We start from the raw sequence: 14,068 nt of genomic DNA, 5'->3' as shown, positions 1-14,068 counted from the left end.
GCCATTTCTGTTGTTGCCATACCTATTTCCGATCCCGGGCCCGGCGCCGGAACTGGTCGAACCAGACCGCCGCGACGAGGACCACGCTCACCGCGATCGGCTGCCAGAACACCGGCACCTGCGCGATGACGAACCCCTTCTTCAGCACCGACGGGATGAACACGCCGATCACCGTCCCGACGATCGTCCCGTCCCCGCCGAACAGGCTGGTGCCGCCGATCACCACGCCCGCGATGGCGTCCAGGTTGTCGGTGGTGTGGCCGCCGATCGTGGTGGTGCCGAAGTAGGCCAGATTCATGAAACCGGCCAGCCCGGCCAGCACCCCGGTGAGCAGGTAGACGGTGATCAGATGCCGGGTGACCGCGATGCCGGAGCGGCGCGCGGCCTCCTCGTTGGAGCCGATGGCATAGGTGTAGCGGCCGAAACGGGTGGTGTGCAGTACCCAGGCGGCCAGCACGGTCACCACGGTGGCGACCAGGACCAGGTTCGGCACGCCGCCCAGGGTGGTGCCGAAACCCAGTGTGTTGCGCAGTTTTTCGGGCACGGTGCGAGTGTCGACGCCGCCGGTGATCAGCTGCGCCGCACCGAGCGCGGCGCCGAACGAGCCGAGCGTGACGATCAGCGGCGGAATCTTGGCCTTGGCCACCAGAACTCCGTTGACCAGGCCCCAGACACCGCCGCCCACAACCGAAAGCAGGAAGCCGATGCCGATGATGCCCCAGCCCGCGTTGGTCGCGTCCTGATCCGGGCTGAGCGCCTCCATCGTCTTCGCGCCGATCACACCGGCGAAGATCAACACCATGCCCACCGACAGATCGATGCCCGAGGTGATGATCACGAACGTCATGCCCACCGAAAGCACCAGCAGCACCGAGGTTTCGATGAGCAGCGTCTGAAAGGTGAAGCGGGTGGGGAACGCGTCGGGGCGCAGCACGCTGAACACGATGCACAGCGCGACCAGCACCACGCCGATCCACACCGTGCTCGCGCCCATGAGCCGTTGCAGGGCAGTGCGTTGCGGTAGCTCGACCGCGCCGTTGCCGGTCGCCTCGCCTGCGACGTCCTGGGAACCGCCGGGGCGCGTCATGCCGCTTCCTCCTGTGACAGCGCGCCGGTCATGGCGCCCACCAATTGTTCGAGCGTGGCGTCGGCCGCGGTGAACCGCGCCACCCGCTTGCCCAGCCGGAGCACCTCGATGCGGTCGGCGACCGCCAGCACCTCCGGCATGTTGTGACTGATCAACACCACGGCGATGCCCTGATCGCGGACCCGGCGGATCACGTCGAGCACCCGCTCACGCTGCACCACGCCGAGCGCGGCGGTCGGCTCGTCCATGAACACCACCTTGCTCGCCCACATCACCGCCCTGGCGACCGCGACACTCTGCCGCTGGCCGCCCGAGAGCGAACCGATCGGCACATCGGTGCTCTGCAGGGTCACCCCGAGCCGCCGGAAGTGTTCGACCGCTTGGACTCTCATCGCTGTGCGGTCGAGCATGCCGAGCTTGCCGGGTAACCCTTTGCGCACCAGCTCCCGGCCGAGGAACAGATTCGCCGCCGGATCCAGGTCCGGGGCCACCGCGAGATCCTGATACACGGTTTCCACGCCGAGTTTGCGGGCCGCCGTCGGGGTATTCAGCACCACCGGCTTGCCGTCCAGCAGAATCCGCCCGGAATCGGGCTGTTCGGCGCCGGAAAGGCATTTCACGAGCGTCGATTTGCCCGCGCCGTTGTCCCCGATCAACGCGACGACTTCGCCCGCGCTCACCTGAAAGTTCGCGCCGCGCAGCGCCTCGACACCGCCGTACCGCTTCACCAGTCCCTCGGCCCGCAACGCGACCGCCGATTCCGCAGGCGCATCGGCCGTTTTCGCCGCATCGTCCGAGGTCATCGGCCACATCCGCGCACGCGCAGCTGAGCAAACGTCCAGTCCATCGCCCGATGCTACGACCGCCCCCGATCTCATGGGACGATTTCGACAAAATGCGTCCACCCCAACGCAATCCCACTTTTCCGCCCCCGAAAACAATGCACTCAATGTTCCATACGAACACGCTATGGAGTAGTGCGGCAGGAATTGCCTCAGACACCCTTCCCGGAAATCCCCGTTTCACCAGAACCGCCCGGTGCAGTGCCACGTCAAAGGAATCGCAGCCCATTCCTGTCGCCGAGCGGAGTAGTCACCTGGTGAAACCGACAGATTCGGTCGCCGGTTCAGTGCTGGCCGCCGAGTTCCAGGGCTAGAACGCCGAGGATGACGAGGGCTATGCCGCCTACCTGGATGAGGGTGAGGCGTTCGTCCAGGAAGAGGACGCCGATGACGGCGATGGCGGCTACGCCGACGGCCGACCAGATGCCGTAGGCGACGCCGATCTGCATGCCGCGCTTCAACGACTGGGACAGGAACCAGAAGGCGGCGCCGTAACCGATGACCACGACGATCGAGGGGACCAGTTTGGTGAAACCCTCGGACAGCTTCAGGGAAACGGTGGCGGTCACCTCGGACGCGATGGCCAAGGCCAGCAGAAGCATGGTCATGGCGGCAGCGTAGCGAGTATCGGACAATGGCAAGGCGGTGCGGGGGGCGAACGGCGACAAGGTGTGGTGATCAGCGTGGACGTGATGGTGCTGATCATCGGCGTGATCGTGGTGACCGTCGTGATCGTGCTCGTTGTGGTTGTCCCGCTGTCGATTCGCGCCGAACGCAGGCGTAAGGCCGCGCTGGCCGGCTGGGCGCACGCGCACGGCTGGTCCTACGCGGAGCGGGTCCGGGCGGACTGGACCGTGCGCCTACCCGGGCGCAACAAGCGCGGCCTGGGTGTGACGATGACGGGGCAGCTCGACGGCCGCTGGGTGACCGTCGCGGACTATTCGTACGAGACCACCTCGTCCAGCAACTTCTCCTCGACCTCGCACAGCACGACCAGTACGACGACGCACTACTACATCGTCATCGTCGTGCACCTGTCCCAGCCGCACCGGCCGGTCGCCGTGTTGACCCGCGGCCTGTTCTCTCAGCTCGGCCGCAGCTTGTTCGGCGACAAACCCACCGCCACCGGCAATCCGGACTTCGATTCCCGCTTCCGCATCGTCTCCCCCGATCCCCGGTACGCCCACTGGCTGGTCACCAAGGATCTGATCACCGCCCACCTGCACAACGCCGTCCCGCACTGGAGCGTCGGCAACCACGACCTGGTCACCTACCGCCCCGGACGCCTGAAAGACCCGAACGCCATCCCCGCCCTGGCCGCGCCGCTCCTCCACGTAGCAGCGTTGTTCCCCCGCTGAACCGCGTCGCACGGTCATCCGCCCGCACCGCATGCGGGCGCGTCTCGGCCGAAAACGCAGTGCACCGGGCGAGCGCAGCGGCCCGCGCAGATCAGCTGAGCCAGGTGCGTACTTCGCCGGTGGCCGTGCGGATTTCGTCGAGCTGGCGGGTGACCTGGGTGCCCGCGGTGCCGCCGCGGGCGTTGCGGGACGCGATGGAGCCCTCGACGGTGAGTACTTCGCGGACCTGGGGGGTGAGGGCGGGGTCGATGGCGGCGAATTCCGCGTCGGTGAGTTCGTCGAGTCCCACGCCGCGTGCTTCCGCGGCACGCACGCAGGCACCGGCCGCTTCGTGCGCGACCCGGAACGGAACGCCTTGCCGGACCAGCCATTCGGCGATATCGGTGGCCAGGGTGAAACCGGCGGGGGCGAGCTCGGCCATCCGCTCGGTGTGGAACGTGAGGGTCGAGACCAGGCCCGCGATGGCCGGCAGCAGGAGTTCCAGCTGCGCCACCGAATCGAACAGGGGTTCCTTGTCCTCCTGCAGATCCCGGTTATAGGCCAGCGGTTGCGCCTTCAGCGTGGCCAGCAGCCCGGTGAGGTTGCCGATGAGCCGGCCCGCCTTGCCCCTGGTGAGTTCGGAGACGTCCGGGTTCTTCTTCTGCGGCATGATCGAGGAGCCGGTGGACCAGGCGTCGGCCAGCGTGATGTACCCGAATTCCGGTGTGCTCCACAGGATCACCTCTTCGGCCATGCGGCTGAGGTCGACCCCGATCATGGCGAGCACGAACGCGGCCTCGGCGGCGAAATCGCGCGACGACGTGGCGTCGATCGAATTGGCCGCTGCCGCATCGAAATCCAGTTCGGCGGCGATCGCCTCGGGGTCGAGCCCGAGCGAGGAACCGGCCAGCGCGCCGGAACCGTACGGCGACACCGCGGCCCGCTTGTCGAAGTCGCGCAGCCGATCGATATCGCGCAGCAGCGGATGGGCGTGGGCGAGCAGGTGGTGCGCGAGCAGCACCGGCTGCGCGGCCTGCAGGTGCGTCTTGCCCGGCATCACCGCGTCCGGGTGCGCGCCCGCCTGCGTCACCAGCGCGTCGACGACCTCGATCAGTCCCGCCGCGACCCGCCGGACCGCGTCGCGCAACCACATCCGGAACAGCGTGGCCACCTGGTCGTTGCGGGACCGCCCGGCGCGCAACCGGCCGCCGAGTTCGGCGCCGACCCGTTCGATCAGCCCGCGTTCCAGAGCGCCGTGCACGTCCTCGTCCGAGTCGGCGGGCCCGAACGCACCCGAGTCCACGTCCGCGGCAAGCTGGTCCAGCCCGGCCAGCATCCCGGCGAGGTCGCTCTCGGACAGCAGTCCGGCCTTGTGCAGCACGCGGGCGTGCGCCTTGGACGCGCGAATGTCGTAGGGCGCCAAGACCCAGTCGAACTGGGTCGACTTGCTCAGCGCGGCCATCGCCTCGGCCGGTCCGGACGCGAATCGCCCGCCCCAGAGCGCACCTGTGTTCGTGCTGCCGCTCTGCGTCATGGTGTGCTGTCTCCTCAGGGTCGGATGGCGGTCATCAGTAGATGGGTTCTCATATGCGCGGCAAGGTCCGCGGCGACGGGGCGGCCGTGTTCGGCCAGCACGGTCGCCGGGTCGGCCCGCGTTGCGGACCAGCCCTGTTCGGTGAACCAGGCGACCGGATCACTGCGGCCTTCGGCCGGATACCACAGCGTGCCCACGTCGACATCGACGTCGAACGCGGCCCGCATCCGCGCTCTGGCGTCGTCGCTGTGCACCGTGTCGGGCGCTTCGGCCAAGGTCATGTTGAGCGCGACCCGGCTGCCCGGCGCGCTGAGTTCCGTCACGGCCGTCAGCAGCCGGTCCTGGGCGTCGGCGGGCAGGTAGCGCAGCAGTCCCTCGACGAGCCACGCGGTCGGCACGGCGGAGTCGAAACCCTTGTCCCGCAAAGCCGCAGGCCAGTCGTCACGCAGATCCACCGGGACCTCGCGGCGCTCGACCGCCGGTGCGATGCCCTGCGCAGCGAAAGCGGAAGCCTTGAACTGCAACACTTTCGGCTGGTCCAGCTCGTACAACATACTGCCACCGGCCCATTCGAGCCGGTAGGACCTGGCGTCGAGCCCGGCGGCCACGATCACGATCTGCCGGATGCCCGCGGCCACTACCGCGGCGAAGAAGTCGTCGAAGTAGCAGGTGCGCGCGACGATGAGGTCGGCGAGCAGCCCGTAGGAGCGCGTCGCGGCCGGATCGGCATCGCCGGAGCCCTGAACGAGCCGGGCCCAGGCGGCCGGATCGACCGCGTCCACCAGGACCTCGGCGTACGGATCACGGAACAGCGCGTCCGGCCGCCGGGACTCGCCCGCGCGCACCGCGGCGACACCGAGCGCCGTCGCGCCGACGCTCGTCACGATGTCCCAGCTGTCGTCGTCGGTCCGCATCATCGCTCCCTTCGGGTCGGCCGGTTCAGGGCCGACCCGTCCGAGGCTACTGCGCGCGCCGCCTACTTCTGGTTCAGGTCCCGGCGCGCGGCGACCTTGGAGGACAGGCCGTGGATCTGCACGAAGCCCTTGGCCAGCGACTGGTCGAAGGTATCGCCCTCGTCGTAGGTGGCCAGGTTGAAGTCGTAGAGCGACTGGTCCGAGCGCCGGCCGTTGATCACCGCGCTGCCGCCGTGCAGCACCATCCGGATATCGCCGGTGACAGCCTGCTGGGTGTCGCCGATGAAGGCGTCCAGCGCCCGCTTCAGCGGGGAGAACCACAGGCCGTCGTAGGCCAGCTCGCCCCAGCGCTGCTCGACCTGCCGCTTGTACCGGCCAAGCTCACGCTCGATGGTGACGTTTTCCAGCGCCTGGTGCGCGGTGATCAGCACGATCGCGCCGGGGGCCTCGTAGATCTCACGGCTCTTGATGCCGACGAGCCGATCCTCGACCATGTCGAGCCGGCCGACACCCTGCCGTCCAGCCCGATGGTTCAGCTCGACGATCGCTTCCAGCACGCTGACGGAGCGGCCGTCGATGGCGACCGGCACACCACGCTCGAAGGACACGATCAGCTCGTCCGGCGCCTCGAAGTTGACGGTCGGGTCGGCGGTGTAGTCGTAGACGTCCTTGGTCGGCGCGTTCCACAGGTCTTCGAGGAAGCCGGTCTCGACGGCCCGGCCCCACACGTTCTGGTCGATCGAGAAGGGCGACTTCTTGGTGACGTTGATCGGCAGCGCGTTCTCCTCGGCGAAGGCGATGGCCTTCTCCCGGGTCCAGGCGTAGTCGCGGACCGGGGCGATCACGTTCAGGTCGGGCGCGAGCGCGCCGATGCCGACCTCGAAGCGGACCTGGTCGTTGCCCTTGCCGGTGCAGCCGTGCGCGACGGTGCTCGCGCCGTGGAACTTGGCCGCCTCCACCAGGTGCTTGACGATGAGCGGCCGGCTGATCGCGGAGACCAGCGGGTACTGACCCATGTACATCGCGTTCGCCTGGATGGTGGGCAGGCAGTACTCGTCGGCGAATTCGTCGCGGGCGTCCACCACGATGGCCTCGACCGCGCCGCAGTCGAGCGCTCGCTGGCGCACCACGTTCATGTCCTCGCCACCCTGGCCCAGGTCGATGGCCACAGCCACCACCTCGGCACCGGTCTCCTTGCCGATCCAGCTGATCGCGACGGAGGTGTCCAGCCCACCGGAGTAGGCGAGTACGACGCGTTCGGACATGGTCTGTGTGCTCCTCGGTTTCGGTACGTGTGTGCGAAGTGCGGGCGACTGCCGGCCCCGGTGTTCGCCTCGGGAGCACGGGGCCCGCACGTTCTACAAATGATTATGCACGATGATGCAAGCCCATGCATAACCGGGGGTGCCCCAGCTACCGAACCGCATCATCGAGGCGGCGAAAGTCTCTGCCCATCAAGCGAATCCCCGCGCGCGAGCCCGGTCCTGTGCGACCCTTGGGGGCGGAAACGTTCGGCCAGGCAGAAGGAAGAACGTCATGCTGCTGCATCTCATCGGGCAAGAATTCAGCACCCTCGGCAACGGCGTCCTCGACGTCGGTCGCGCGGTGGTCGACCTCATCCAGGACATCATCAACGTGGCCACCCCCGACAACGGCGGCACCCCGCGCAGCGGCGGCGGTGGCCAGTACCCGTTCAGCTGACGCCGCTCAGGCGATCTCCTCGATCTTCGCCGCCAGTTCGGCGCCGGTGAACGGTTCGCGGGCGATGACGGCGATGGTGTCGTCACCCGCGATGGTGCCGACGATGTAGGGCAGGGCCGCCCGGTCCAGCGCGCTGGCCAGGTAGTGCGCCGCGCCCGGCGGAGTGCGCAGCACCGCGATGTTGCCGCTGTGGTCGGTGGATACCAGTAGATCGCCGAGCAGCTTCGCCAGCCGATCGGTGCCACCGGTGACCCCGCGGATGGGACTGCCGTCCTCGGGCACCACGTAGACCCCCGCGCCGCCGTCGGCCGCGCGCAGCTTGACCGCGCCCAGTTCGTCCAGATCCCGCGAGAGCGTGGCCTGAGTGGTCTCGATGCCCTCGGCGGAAAGCAGCGCCGCCAGTTCGGTCTGGCTGCGGACCGCGTGCGCGGTCAGCAGCTCGACGATGCGCGACTGGCGCCCGGCGCGGGTCCGCGCGATCTCCGGACCGGTCACGCCACACCGTCACTTCGCTTGGCCAGCAACCAGACCAGCAGCGCCTTCTGCGCGTGCAGCCGGTTCTCGGCCTCGTCCCACACCACGCTGTGCGGACCGTCGAGCACCTCGTCGGTCACCTCCTCGCCGCGATGCGCGGGCAGGCAGTGCAGCACCACGGCATCGGCGTCGGCGCGCCCGAGCAAGGCCGAGTTCACCTGGAACGGCCGGAACGGACCGACACGATCGAGCCCGTCGTTCTCCTGTCCCATCGAGGTCCAGGCGTCGGTCACCAGCGCGTCCGCGCCGTCGGCCGCCGCCTGCGGATCGTCGGTGAGCGTGATGGTGGCGCCCGTCTCGGCGGCCCGCTTGCGCGCCGCCTCCACGATCCACGGCAGCGGTTCGAATCCCGCGGGGGCCGCGATGGTGACGTTCAAACCGGCGGTGACACCGCCGAGCAGCAGCGAGTGCGCCATGTTGTTGGCGCCGTCGCCGAAATAGGCCAGATTGCGGCCCACCAGGGTGCCCTTGCGCTCGACCAGCGTCTGCAGATCGGCGAGCACCTGGCACGGGTGGAATTCGTTGGACAGCGCGTTCACCACCGGAACCGTTGCGGTCGCGGCCATTTCATCGAGCCGGACCTGCTCGAAAGTGCGCCAGACGATCGCGTCGACATAACGGGACAGCACGCGACCGGTGTCGCCGAGCGTCTCCTCACGGCCGAGCTGGGTATCGCGCCCGTCCACCACCACCGCGTGCCCGCCGAGTTGAGCGATGCCCACCTCGAACGAGAACCGGGTGCGGGTGGAGTTCTTCTCGAAGATCACCCCGACCCCACGCGGCCCCTCCAGCGGGCGCTGCGAGAACGGCGCGTGCTTGAGTTCGGCGGCGAGGGCGAGGATTTCGGCCTGCTCGGCCGGGCTCACGTCGTCGTCGCGGAGGAAGTGCCGGATCGGGGCCGAGGTCCCCGCAGCTGTGGAAGTCATTGCGCCGCAGCCTCCTTTGCGTCTTTGGTGGCGGCGTCGAGGATCCCGGGCAGATCGGCGACGAAGTTGTCGGCTTGGGTTTCGGTCAGGATCAGCGGCGGTGCGAGCCGGATGACGTCGGGCTTGGCCGGGTTCACCAGATAGCCCGCCGCCCGCGCCCGCGCCTCGACCTGCGCCGAGATCGCGTCGGTCAGCACGATGCCGAGCAGCAGTCCCGCACCGCGCACCTGATCGATCAGCGGATGCTCCAGCAGTTCGATGCCGTCGCTGAGCCGCTTGCCGACCGACTCGACGTGCGCGAGCAGTCCCTCCTCGTCGATGGTGCGCAGCACCGCGAGCGCGGCCGCCGCGCACACCGGGTTGCCGCCGAAGGTGGTGCCGTGCAAGCCCGGGGTGAGCAGCTCGGCCGCCCGCCCGGTGGCCAGCACCGCGCCGATCGGCAGTCCGCCGCCGAGGCCCTTCGCCAGCGTGATCACGTCGGGCACGATGCCGACGGCCTGGTGCGCGTAGAACTTTCCGGTTCGGCCGATGCCGGTCTGCACTTCGTCGAGGATGAGCAGCGCGCCGTTGCGCGCCGTGATCTCTCTGGCCTTGGCCAGGTAGTCGAACGGCGGAACCACCACACCGCTCTCGCCCATCATCGGTTCCAGGAACACCGCGGCGGTGTCGGCATCGACCGCGGCCTCGAGCGCGGCGGCATCACCGTAGGGCACGTGCACCACGCCCGCGGGCATCGGCTCGAACGGCGTGCGCTTGGCCGCCTGCCCGGTGAGCGCGAGCGCGCCCATGGTGCGGCCGTGGAACGCCTCCTCGCAGGCGACGATCTTGGACCGGCCGGTCAACCGTGCGATCTTGAATGCCGCCTCGTTCGCCTCGGTCCCGGAGTTGCAGAAGAACGCCCGGCCGGAGTGCCCGGCGTCGTTGGAGCCATCGCCGAAATGCGCGAGCAACCGCTCCGCCAATTCGATGACCGGCTCGTTCGCATAGATATTCGAGACATGACCGAGCGTGCCCAGTTGCTGGGTGACCGCGGCGAGGATCGCCGGGTGGGCGTGGCCGAGACTGTTGACCGCGATGCCGCCGAGGAAATCGACATAGCGGTTGCCGTCCGCGTCGTAGACCACCGCACCCGCGCCACGCACCAGCGTGAGCTTCGGGGTGCCGTAGTTGTTCATCATCGCGGCGGACCACCGCTGTTGGAATTCCTGGTCTTTGCTCATTGTTTCGTTCCGTCCGGCGAGCCGGCCCCGGCCGGGGCGGGCGTCACCATCGTTCCGATTCCTTCTCCGGTGAACAGTTCCAGCAGCACGGAGTGCGGGACGCGGCCGTCGATGACATGGGCGGTCGGCACGCCGCCGTGCACGGCGCGCAGGCAGGCTTCCATCTTCGGCACCATGCCCGCGTCGAGGCGGGGCAGCAACTCGGCCAGGGCCGCGGTGTCGATCCGGGTGATCAGCGACGAGCGGTCCGGCCACTCGGTGTACAGACCCTCGACATCGGTCAGCACCACGAGCTTCTCCGCGCCGATGCCCTCGGCGAGCGCGGCCGCGGCGGTGTCGGCATTGATGTTGTGCACCACGCCGTCGGCATCCGGCGCGATGGTGGAGACCACCGGGATGCGGCCCGCGTCGATCAGATCGAGCACCGCTGCCGGATTCACCTCGCTGACGTCGCCGACCAGACCGATATCGGTCGGCACGCCCTCGACGTCGACGGTGCGGCGGGTCGCGGTGAACAGGCCCGCGTCCTCCCCCGAGATACCGACCGCGTACGGACCGTGCGCGTTGATCAACCCGACCAGCTCGCGACCGACCTGCCCGAACAGCACCATGCGCACGACATCCATCACCTCGGGCGTGGTCACCCGGAAGCCGCCGCGGAACTCGCCTTGCAGGCCCAGCCTTTTCAGCATCGCGCTGATCTGCGGCCCGCCGCCGTGCACCACCACCGGATGCACGCCGACGGTACGCAGGAAGGCCATGTCCGCGGCGAAGGCCCGCTCGAGTTCGGCGTCGACCATGGCGTTGCCGCCGAACTTCACCACCACGATCTTGTCGCGGAACTTCTGCAACCAGGGCAGCGCGTCGGCCAGCACGTGCGCCTTGTCCAGCGCCGAAAGCTCGTGGTGCAGTTGGCCGGTCATGAGCTGTAGGCCGAATTCTCTTCGACGTAACCGTGCGAGAGGTCGGTGGTGCGGATAGTCGCCTGTGCGTCACCGACATTCAGCTCGATGCGCACCTCGATGTCCATTCCGGACAGGTCGACGTCGCGGGCGCCGGGCGCGCCGGCACCGTCGACGCACACCGGATTTCCGTTGAACGACACCGAGATCCGGTTCGGATCGAGGGTGACCGGCGCCATGCCGACCGCGGCGAGCACCCGGCCCCAGTTCGGATCCGAACCGAACAGCGCGGTCTTCACCAGGCTGTCACGGGCGACCGTGCGAGCCGCGGCGACCGCCTCGTCCTCGCTCACCGCGCCCGCCACCGTCACCAGCACCCGCTTGGTGACGCCCTCGGCGTCGGCCATCAGTTGCGCCGCCAGGTCGTCGCACACCGCGAGGACGGCGGCGTCCAGATCGGCCTGGCTCGGGGTGACCTCGCTCGCGCCGTTGGCGAGCAGCAGCACCGTGTCGTTGGTGGAGCAGGAGCCGTCCACGTCGAGCCGGTCGAAGGTGCGCGCGGTCGCGTTGCGCAGCGCCTGATCCAACTGGTCGGCGCTGACGGCGGCGTCGGTGGTGAGCACCACGAGCATGGTCGCCAGCGAGGGTGCCAGCATGCCCGCGCCCTTGGCCATCCCGCCCACGTTCCACTTGTCACGGTGATGGAAGGCCGCTTCCTTGGGCACGGTGTCGGTGGTCATGATGGCGTGTGCCGCATCCAGACCGCCGGACAGGCCGCCGCCCATCTCGTGCACGATCTCGGTGATCGCGGGAATCACCTTGTCCATCGGCAGCCGGTCGCCGATCAGCCCGGTCGAGCAGACCGCGATCTCCCCCGCGCCGGTTTCCGTGCCCCAATTGCTCAGGGCCGCAGCGAGTTCCTCGGCGGTCTTATGTGTGTCCTGAAAGCCGCCCGGCCCGGTGCACGCGTTCGCGCCGCCGGAATTCAGGATCACCGCGCGCAGCCGCTTACCGGTGAGCACCTGCTGTGACCACAGCACCGGCGCTGCCTTGATCTTGTTGCTGGTGAACACGCCCGCGGCCGCGTACTCGGGCCCCTCGTTGAAAACCAGGGCCAGGTCCGGCTTTCCGCTCGCCTTGATGCCCGCCGCGATACCGGCCGCGCGGAAGCCGAGCGGTCCGGTCACACCCTGGTTGCGTACCAGTCTGCCGTTCGCGTTCGATGCTGCGGCGAATGTCGTCACGGTGCCACTCCTACGGTGGGAAGTCCTGCGGTCTCGTCGAATCCGACGGCCAGATTCATGGATTGCACCGCGGCGCCCGCGGTGCCCTTGGTCAAATTGTCGATCGCACCGATCACCACGAGCAGGCCCGCGTCGGTGTCCACCGCCACCTGCAGGGTGACGGCGTTCGCGCCCAGCACCGCACCGGTCTGCGGCAGTACGCCTTCGGGCAGCAGATGGACGAAAGGTTCGTCGGCGTAAGCCTTTTCATAGACGGCGCGCGCCTGCACGACGTCCACCGTGGTCGGCGCGGTGCAGGTCGCGAGGATGCCGCGCGGCATCGGCGCGAGTACCGGGGTGAACGACACCGCGATATCGGTACCGCCCGCCGCCTTCAGGTTCTGCGCGATCTCCGGTGTGTGCCGGTGCGCCCCGGCGATGCCGTAGGCGCGCGCCGATCCCATCACCTCGGAGCCGAGCAGGCCCACATCGAGTTTGCGGCCCGCACCCGAAGTTCCGCTCACCGCAACGATATTCACCTGCGGCGCGACGATGCCCGCCGCGACCGCGGGCGCCAGCGCGAGGCTGGCCACGGTCGGGTAGCAGCCCGGCACCGCGATCCGGCGCGCGCCGCGCAGCCGCTCCCGGCCGCCGGGCAGCTCGGGCAGGCCGTAGGGCCAGCTGCCCGCGTGCGCGCTGCCGTAGTACTTCTCCCACGCCTGCGCGTCCGTCAAACGGAAGTCGGCGCCGCAGTCGATGATCACGGTCGAGTCGGGCAGTTGGGCCGCGATCGCCGCGGACTGACCGTGCGGCAGGCCGAGGAACACGATGTCGTGGCCGGCCAGTTCGTCGACACTCGTCGGACCGAGCACCCGATCCGCCAGCGGCAGCAGATGTGGCTGCAACTCCCCCAGCGCCGTCCCGGCATTGGCCCCCGCCGTCAGCGCGCCGATCTCCAGGCGCCCGTCGCGGTATGCCGGGTGCCCCAGCAACAGGCGTAGTACTTCGCCACCCGCGTATCCACTCGCCCCGGCCACCGCCACCCGCAGCGCGGGCGCGGTCGACGCCGGCGCGTGCACCGAATCAACCATGTGATGATTATGCACGACCATGCAAGCTCATTCATAGGCAGGGCTAGGTTTCCCAGCCCCCGCCGCTCGTCCAACAGTCGGCCGGGCACCACATCCACCGTAACGATTCACCACCCACCCCGGGGCCCGTCCCTGGCCCGAACGTCTCCATCACATCTCCACACCCCCTCCGAACAGCCAGTTTCGACCTGTCCCCAGAAAGGGTGTGACCCGAACCACCGGAAAGAAGGCAGCTCCCCGGTCTCATTCCGGCCCCGACCCCGACCGCCACCCGCCGCGCGGCAGCCGGATCGAGCAACCACGCGACGCGACCAACCATGCGACGAATCTTCGGATCAGCAGCCATCGACCGGAATGGACAGCGCCGAGACCACGGCCCCTCGGAGCCCCGGACCGGCCCCGCCTGGACCGGCCCGCGTATGCCCGAGCTTTCCTCCTCGCACACCCGCGCCACCTGGTCGCGCGATCGCCGGGTAGAGGTGGCGGCATCGCCCGAGTAGCCGGCGCCATGAAGCCGCTATACGGCCTCCGCCAACGTTTTCCGTGTCAAGTAGTCGAAAGTTGTAGCGCCGGTTATTCACCCGACCGATAATGCATCGGTAATGTCGACATGCCTGGTCAGCAGCGGGGATTCATTGCCGCACATGTCAAGCATCGAGAGACATCGGATGTCTTGTGGCGCAGCGTGTCTCAGACTCCGAGCGCGTAGAGATTGAGACACGAGAGCGTGGCCGTTTCGCACTCCGGTCGGCGTAGT

The 14,068-nt window shown here is 68.6% G+C and carries 14 protein-coding genes; 2 read left to right on the top strand and 12 right to left on the bottom strand.

Annotation, left to right across the window (positions count from 1 at the left end; genetic code table 11):
* Window positions 1–22: 22 nt before the first annotated feature.
* The 3 genes from NBRGI_RS28800 to NBRGI_RS28790 all read right to left on the bottom strand — a co-directional run bounded on the left by NBRGI_RS28800 (window position 23) and on the right by NBRGI_RS28790 (window position 2,537).
* Window positions 23–1,087, bottom strand: a complete 1,065-nt coding sequence (locus tag NBRGI_RS28800; RefSeq protein ID WP_029900343.1) for an ABC transporter permease — start codon at window positions 1,085–1,087, stop codon at window positions 23–25.
* Entirely contained in the window at window positions 1,084–1,890 is an 807-nt protein-coding gene (locus NBRGI_RS28795) for an ATP-binding cassette domain-containing protein (protein WP_051728108.1), read from the bottom strand. The genes NBRGI_RS28800 and NBRGI_RS28795 overlap by 4 nt, the downstream gene beginning before the upstream one ends.
* Before the next feature lie 323 nt (window positions 1,891–2,213).
* Window positions 2,214–2,537, bottom strand: coding sequence for a DMT family transporter (locus NBRGI_RS28790; RefSeq protein ID WP_014983529.1), 324 nt, complete (start codon window positions 2,535–2,537; stop codon window positions 2,214–2,216).
* Window positions 2,538–2,603: 66 nt separating this feature from the next.
* Between NBRGI_RS28790 and NBRGI_RS28785 the strand changes: the two genes are divergently transcribed.
* On the top strand, window positions 2,604–3,287 hold the full coding sequence (locus tag NBRGI_RS28785) for a hypothetical protein (RefSeq protein ID WP_148310983.1): 684 nt from the start codon (window positions 2,604–2,606) through the stop codon (window positions 3,285–3,287).
* A 91-nt stretch (window positions 3,288–3,378) separates the two neighbouring features.
* Here NBRGI_RS28785 and argH read toward each other — a convergent pair whose 3' ends face one another.
* From argH to NBRGI_RS28770, 3 genes are all read right to left on the bottom strand, one after another.
* The gene (gene argH / locus NBRGI_RS28780; protein ID WP_029900340.1) at window positions 3,379–4,800 is read right to left on the bottom strand and encodes an argininosuccinate lyase; all 1,422 of its coding nucleotides are present in this window, start codon (window positions 4,798–4,800) and stop codon (window positions 3,379–3,381) included.
* A 14-nt stretch (window positions 4,801–4,814) separates the two neighbouring features.
* The gene (locus NBRGI_RS28775; protein ID WP_029900339.1) at window positions 4,815–5,714 is read right to left on the bottom strand and encodes an SAM-dependent methyltransferase; all 900 of its coding nucleotides are present in this window, start codon (window positions 5,712–5,714) and stop codon (window positions 4,815–4,817) included.
* A 62-nt stretch (window positions 5,715–5,776) separates the two neighbouring features.
* Window positions 5,777–6,979, bottom strand: a complete 1,203-nt coding sequence (locus tag NBRGI_RS28770) for an argininosuccinate synthase (RefSeq protein ID WP_029900338.1) — start codon at window positions 6,977–6,979, stop codon at window positions 5,777–5,779.
* Window positions 6,980–7,250: 271 nt separating this feature from the next.
* On the opposite strand from NBRGI_RS28770, the gene NBRGI_RS48255 reads away from it, so the two are divergent.
* Window positions 7,251–7,415 (top strand): hypothetical protein, encoded by a 165-nt coding sequence (locus tag NBRGI_RS48255; RefSeq protein ID WP_156055162.1) that lies wholly within the window; start codon window positions 7,251–7,253, stop codon window positions 7,413–7,415.
* Window positions 7,416–7,421: 6 nt separating this feature from the next.
* Here the strand turns inward: NBRGI_RS48255 and NBRGI_RS28760 are convergent, their stop codons facing one another.
* The 6 genes from NBRGI_RS28760 to argC are packed head-to-tail and all read right to left on the bottom strand — an operon-like array spanning window position 7,422 to window position 13,311.
* The gene (locus NBRGI_RS28760) at window positions 7,422–7,910 is read right to left on the bottom strand and encodes an arginine repressor (protein ID WP_014983524.1); all 489 of its coding nucleotides are present in this window, start codon (window positions 7,908–7,910) and stop codon (window positions 7,422–7,424) included.
* Window positions 7,907–8,875 carry an ornithine carbamoyltransferase gene (argF, locus tag NBRGI_RS28755; RefSeq protein WP_029900337.1) on the bottom strand — a complete coding sequence of 323 codons (969 nt, stop codon included), beginning with the start codon at window positions 8,873–8,875 and terminating at the stop codon, window positions 7,907–7,909. Before argF ends, NBRGI_RS28760 begins: the two co-directional genes overlap by 4 nt.
* The gene (locus tag NBRGI_RS28750; protein ID WP_029900336.1) at window positions 8,872–10,095 is read right to left on the bottom strand and encodes an acetylornithine transaminase; all 1,224 of its coding nucleotides are present in this window, start codon (window positions 10,093–10,095) and stop codon (window positions 8,872–8,874) included. The genes argF and NBRGI_RS28750 overlap by 4 nt, the downstream gene beginning before the upstream one ends.
* Complete coding sequence (gene argB, locus NBRGI_RS28745) at window positions 10,092–11,018, bottom strand: acetylglutamate kinase (protein WP_029900335.1); 927 nt, start codon at window positions 11,016–11,018, stop codon at window positions 10,092–10,094. Before argB ends, NBRGI_RS28750 begins: the two co-directional genes overlap by 4 nt.
* Window positions 11,015–12,241 (bottom strand): bifunctional glutamate N-acetyltransferase/amino-acid acetyltransferase ArgJ, encoded by a 1,227-nt coding sequence (gene argJ, locus NBRGI_RS28740; protein WP_029900334.1) that lies wholly within the window; start codon window positions 12,239–12,241, stop codon window positions 11,015–11,017. Before argJ ends, argB begins: the two co-directional genes overlap by 4 nt.
* On the bottom strand, window positions 12,238–13,311 hold the full coding sequence (gene argC / locus NBRGI_RS28735; protein ID WP_029900333.1) for an N-acetyl-gamma-glutamyl-phosphate reductase: 1,074 nt from the start codon (window positions 13,309–13,311) through the stop codon (window positions 12,238–12,240). The genes argJ and argC overlap by 4 nt, the downstream gene beginning before the upstream one ends.
* Window positions 13,312–14,068: the final 757 nt, after the last annotated feature.

Origin of the sequence: Nocardia brasiliensis IFM 10847 (assembly GCF_000710915.1) — a bacterium.
Classification (GTDB): domain Bacteria; phylum Actinomycetota; class Actinomycetes; order Mycobacteriales; family Mycobacteriaceae; genus Nocardia; species Nocardia brasiliensis_A.
This window is presented reverse-complemented; position numbering and strand designations above follow the sequence as displayed.

Bases quoted from the DNA above. Each gene is read 5' to 3' on its own strand.
- NBRGI_RS28800 (WP_029900343.1), bottom strand. From the start codon at position 1,087: ATGACGCGCCCCGGCGGTTCCCAGGACGTCGCAGGCGAGGCGACCGGC.
- NBRGI_RS28795 (WP_051728108.1), bottom strand. From the start codon at position 1,890: ATGACCTCGGACGATGCGGCGAAAACGGCCGATGCGCCTGCGGAATCG.
- NBRGI_RS28790 (WP_014983529.1), bottom strand. From the start codon at position 2,537: ATGACCATGCTTCTGCTGGCCTTGGCCATCGCGTCCGAGGTGACCGCC.
- argH (WP_029900340.1), bottom strand. From the start codon at position 4,800: ATGACGCAGAGCGGCAGCACGAACACAGGTGCGCTCTGGGGCGGGCGA.
- NBRGI_RS28775 (WP_029900339.1), bottom strand. From the start codon at position 5,714: ATGCGGACCGACGACGACAGCTGGGACATCGTGACGAGCGTCGGCGCG.
- NBRGI_RS28770 (WP_029900338.1), bottom strand. From the start codon at position 6,979: ATGTCCGAACGCGTCGTACTCGCCTACTCCGGTGGGCTGGACACCTCC.
- NBRGI_RS48255 (WP_156055162.1), top strand. From the start codon at position 7,251: ATGCTGCTGCATCTCATCGGGCAAGAATTCAGCACCCTCGGCAACGGC.
- argF (WP_029900337.1), bottom strand. From the start codon at position 8,875: ATGACTTCCACAGCTGCGGGGACCTCGGCCCCGATCCGGCACTTCCTC.
- NBRGI_RS28750 (WP_029900336.1), bottom strand. From the start codon at position 10,095: ATGAGCAAAGACCAGGAATTCCAACAGCGGTGGTCCGCCGCGATGATG.
- argB (WP_029900335.1), bottom strand. From the start codon at position 11,018: ATGACCGGCCAACTGCACCACGAGCTTTCGGCGCTGGACAAGGCGCAC.
- argC (WP_029900333.1), bottom strand. From the start codon at position 13,311: ATGGTTGATTCGGTGCACGCGCCGGCGTCGACCGCGCCCGCGCTGCGG.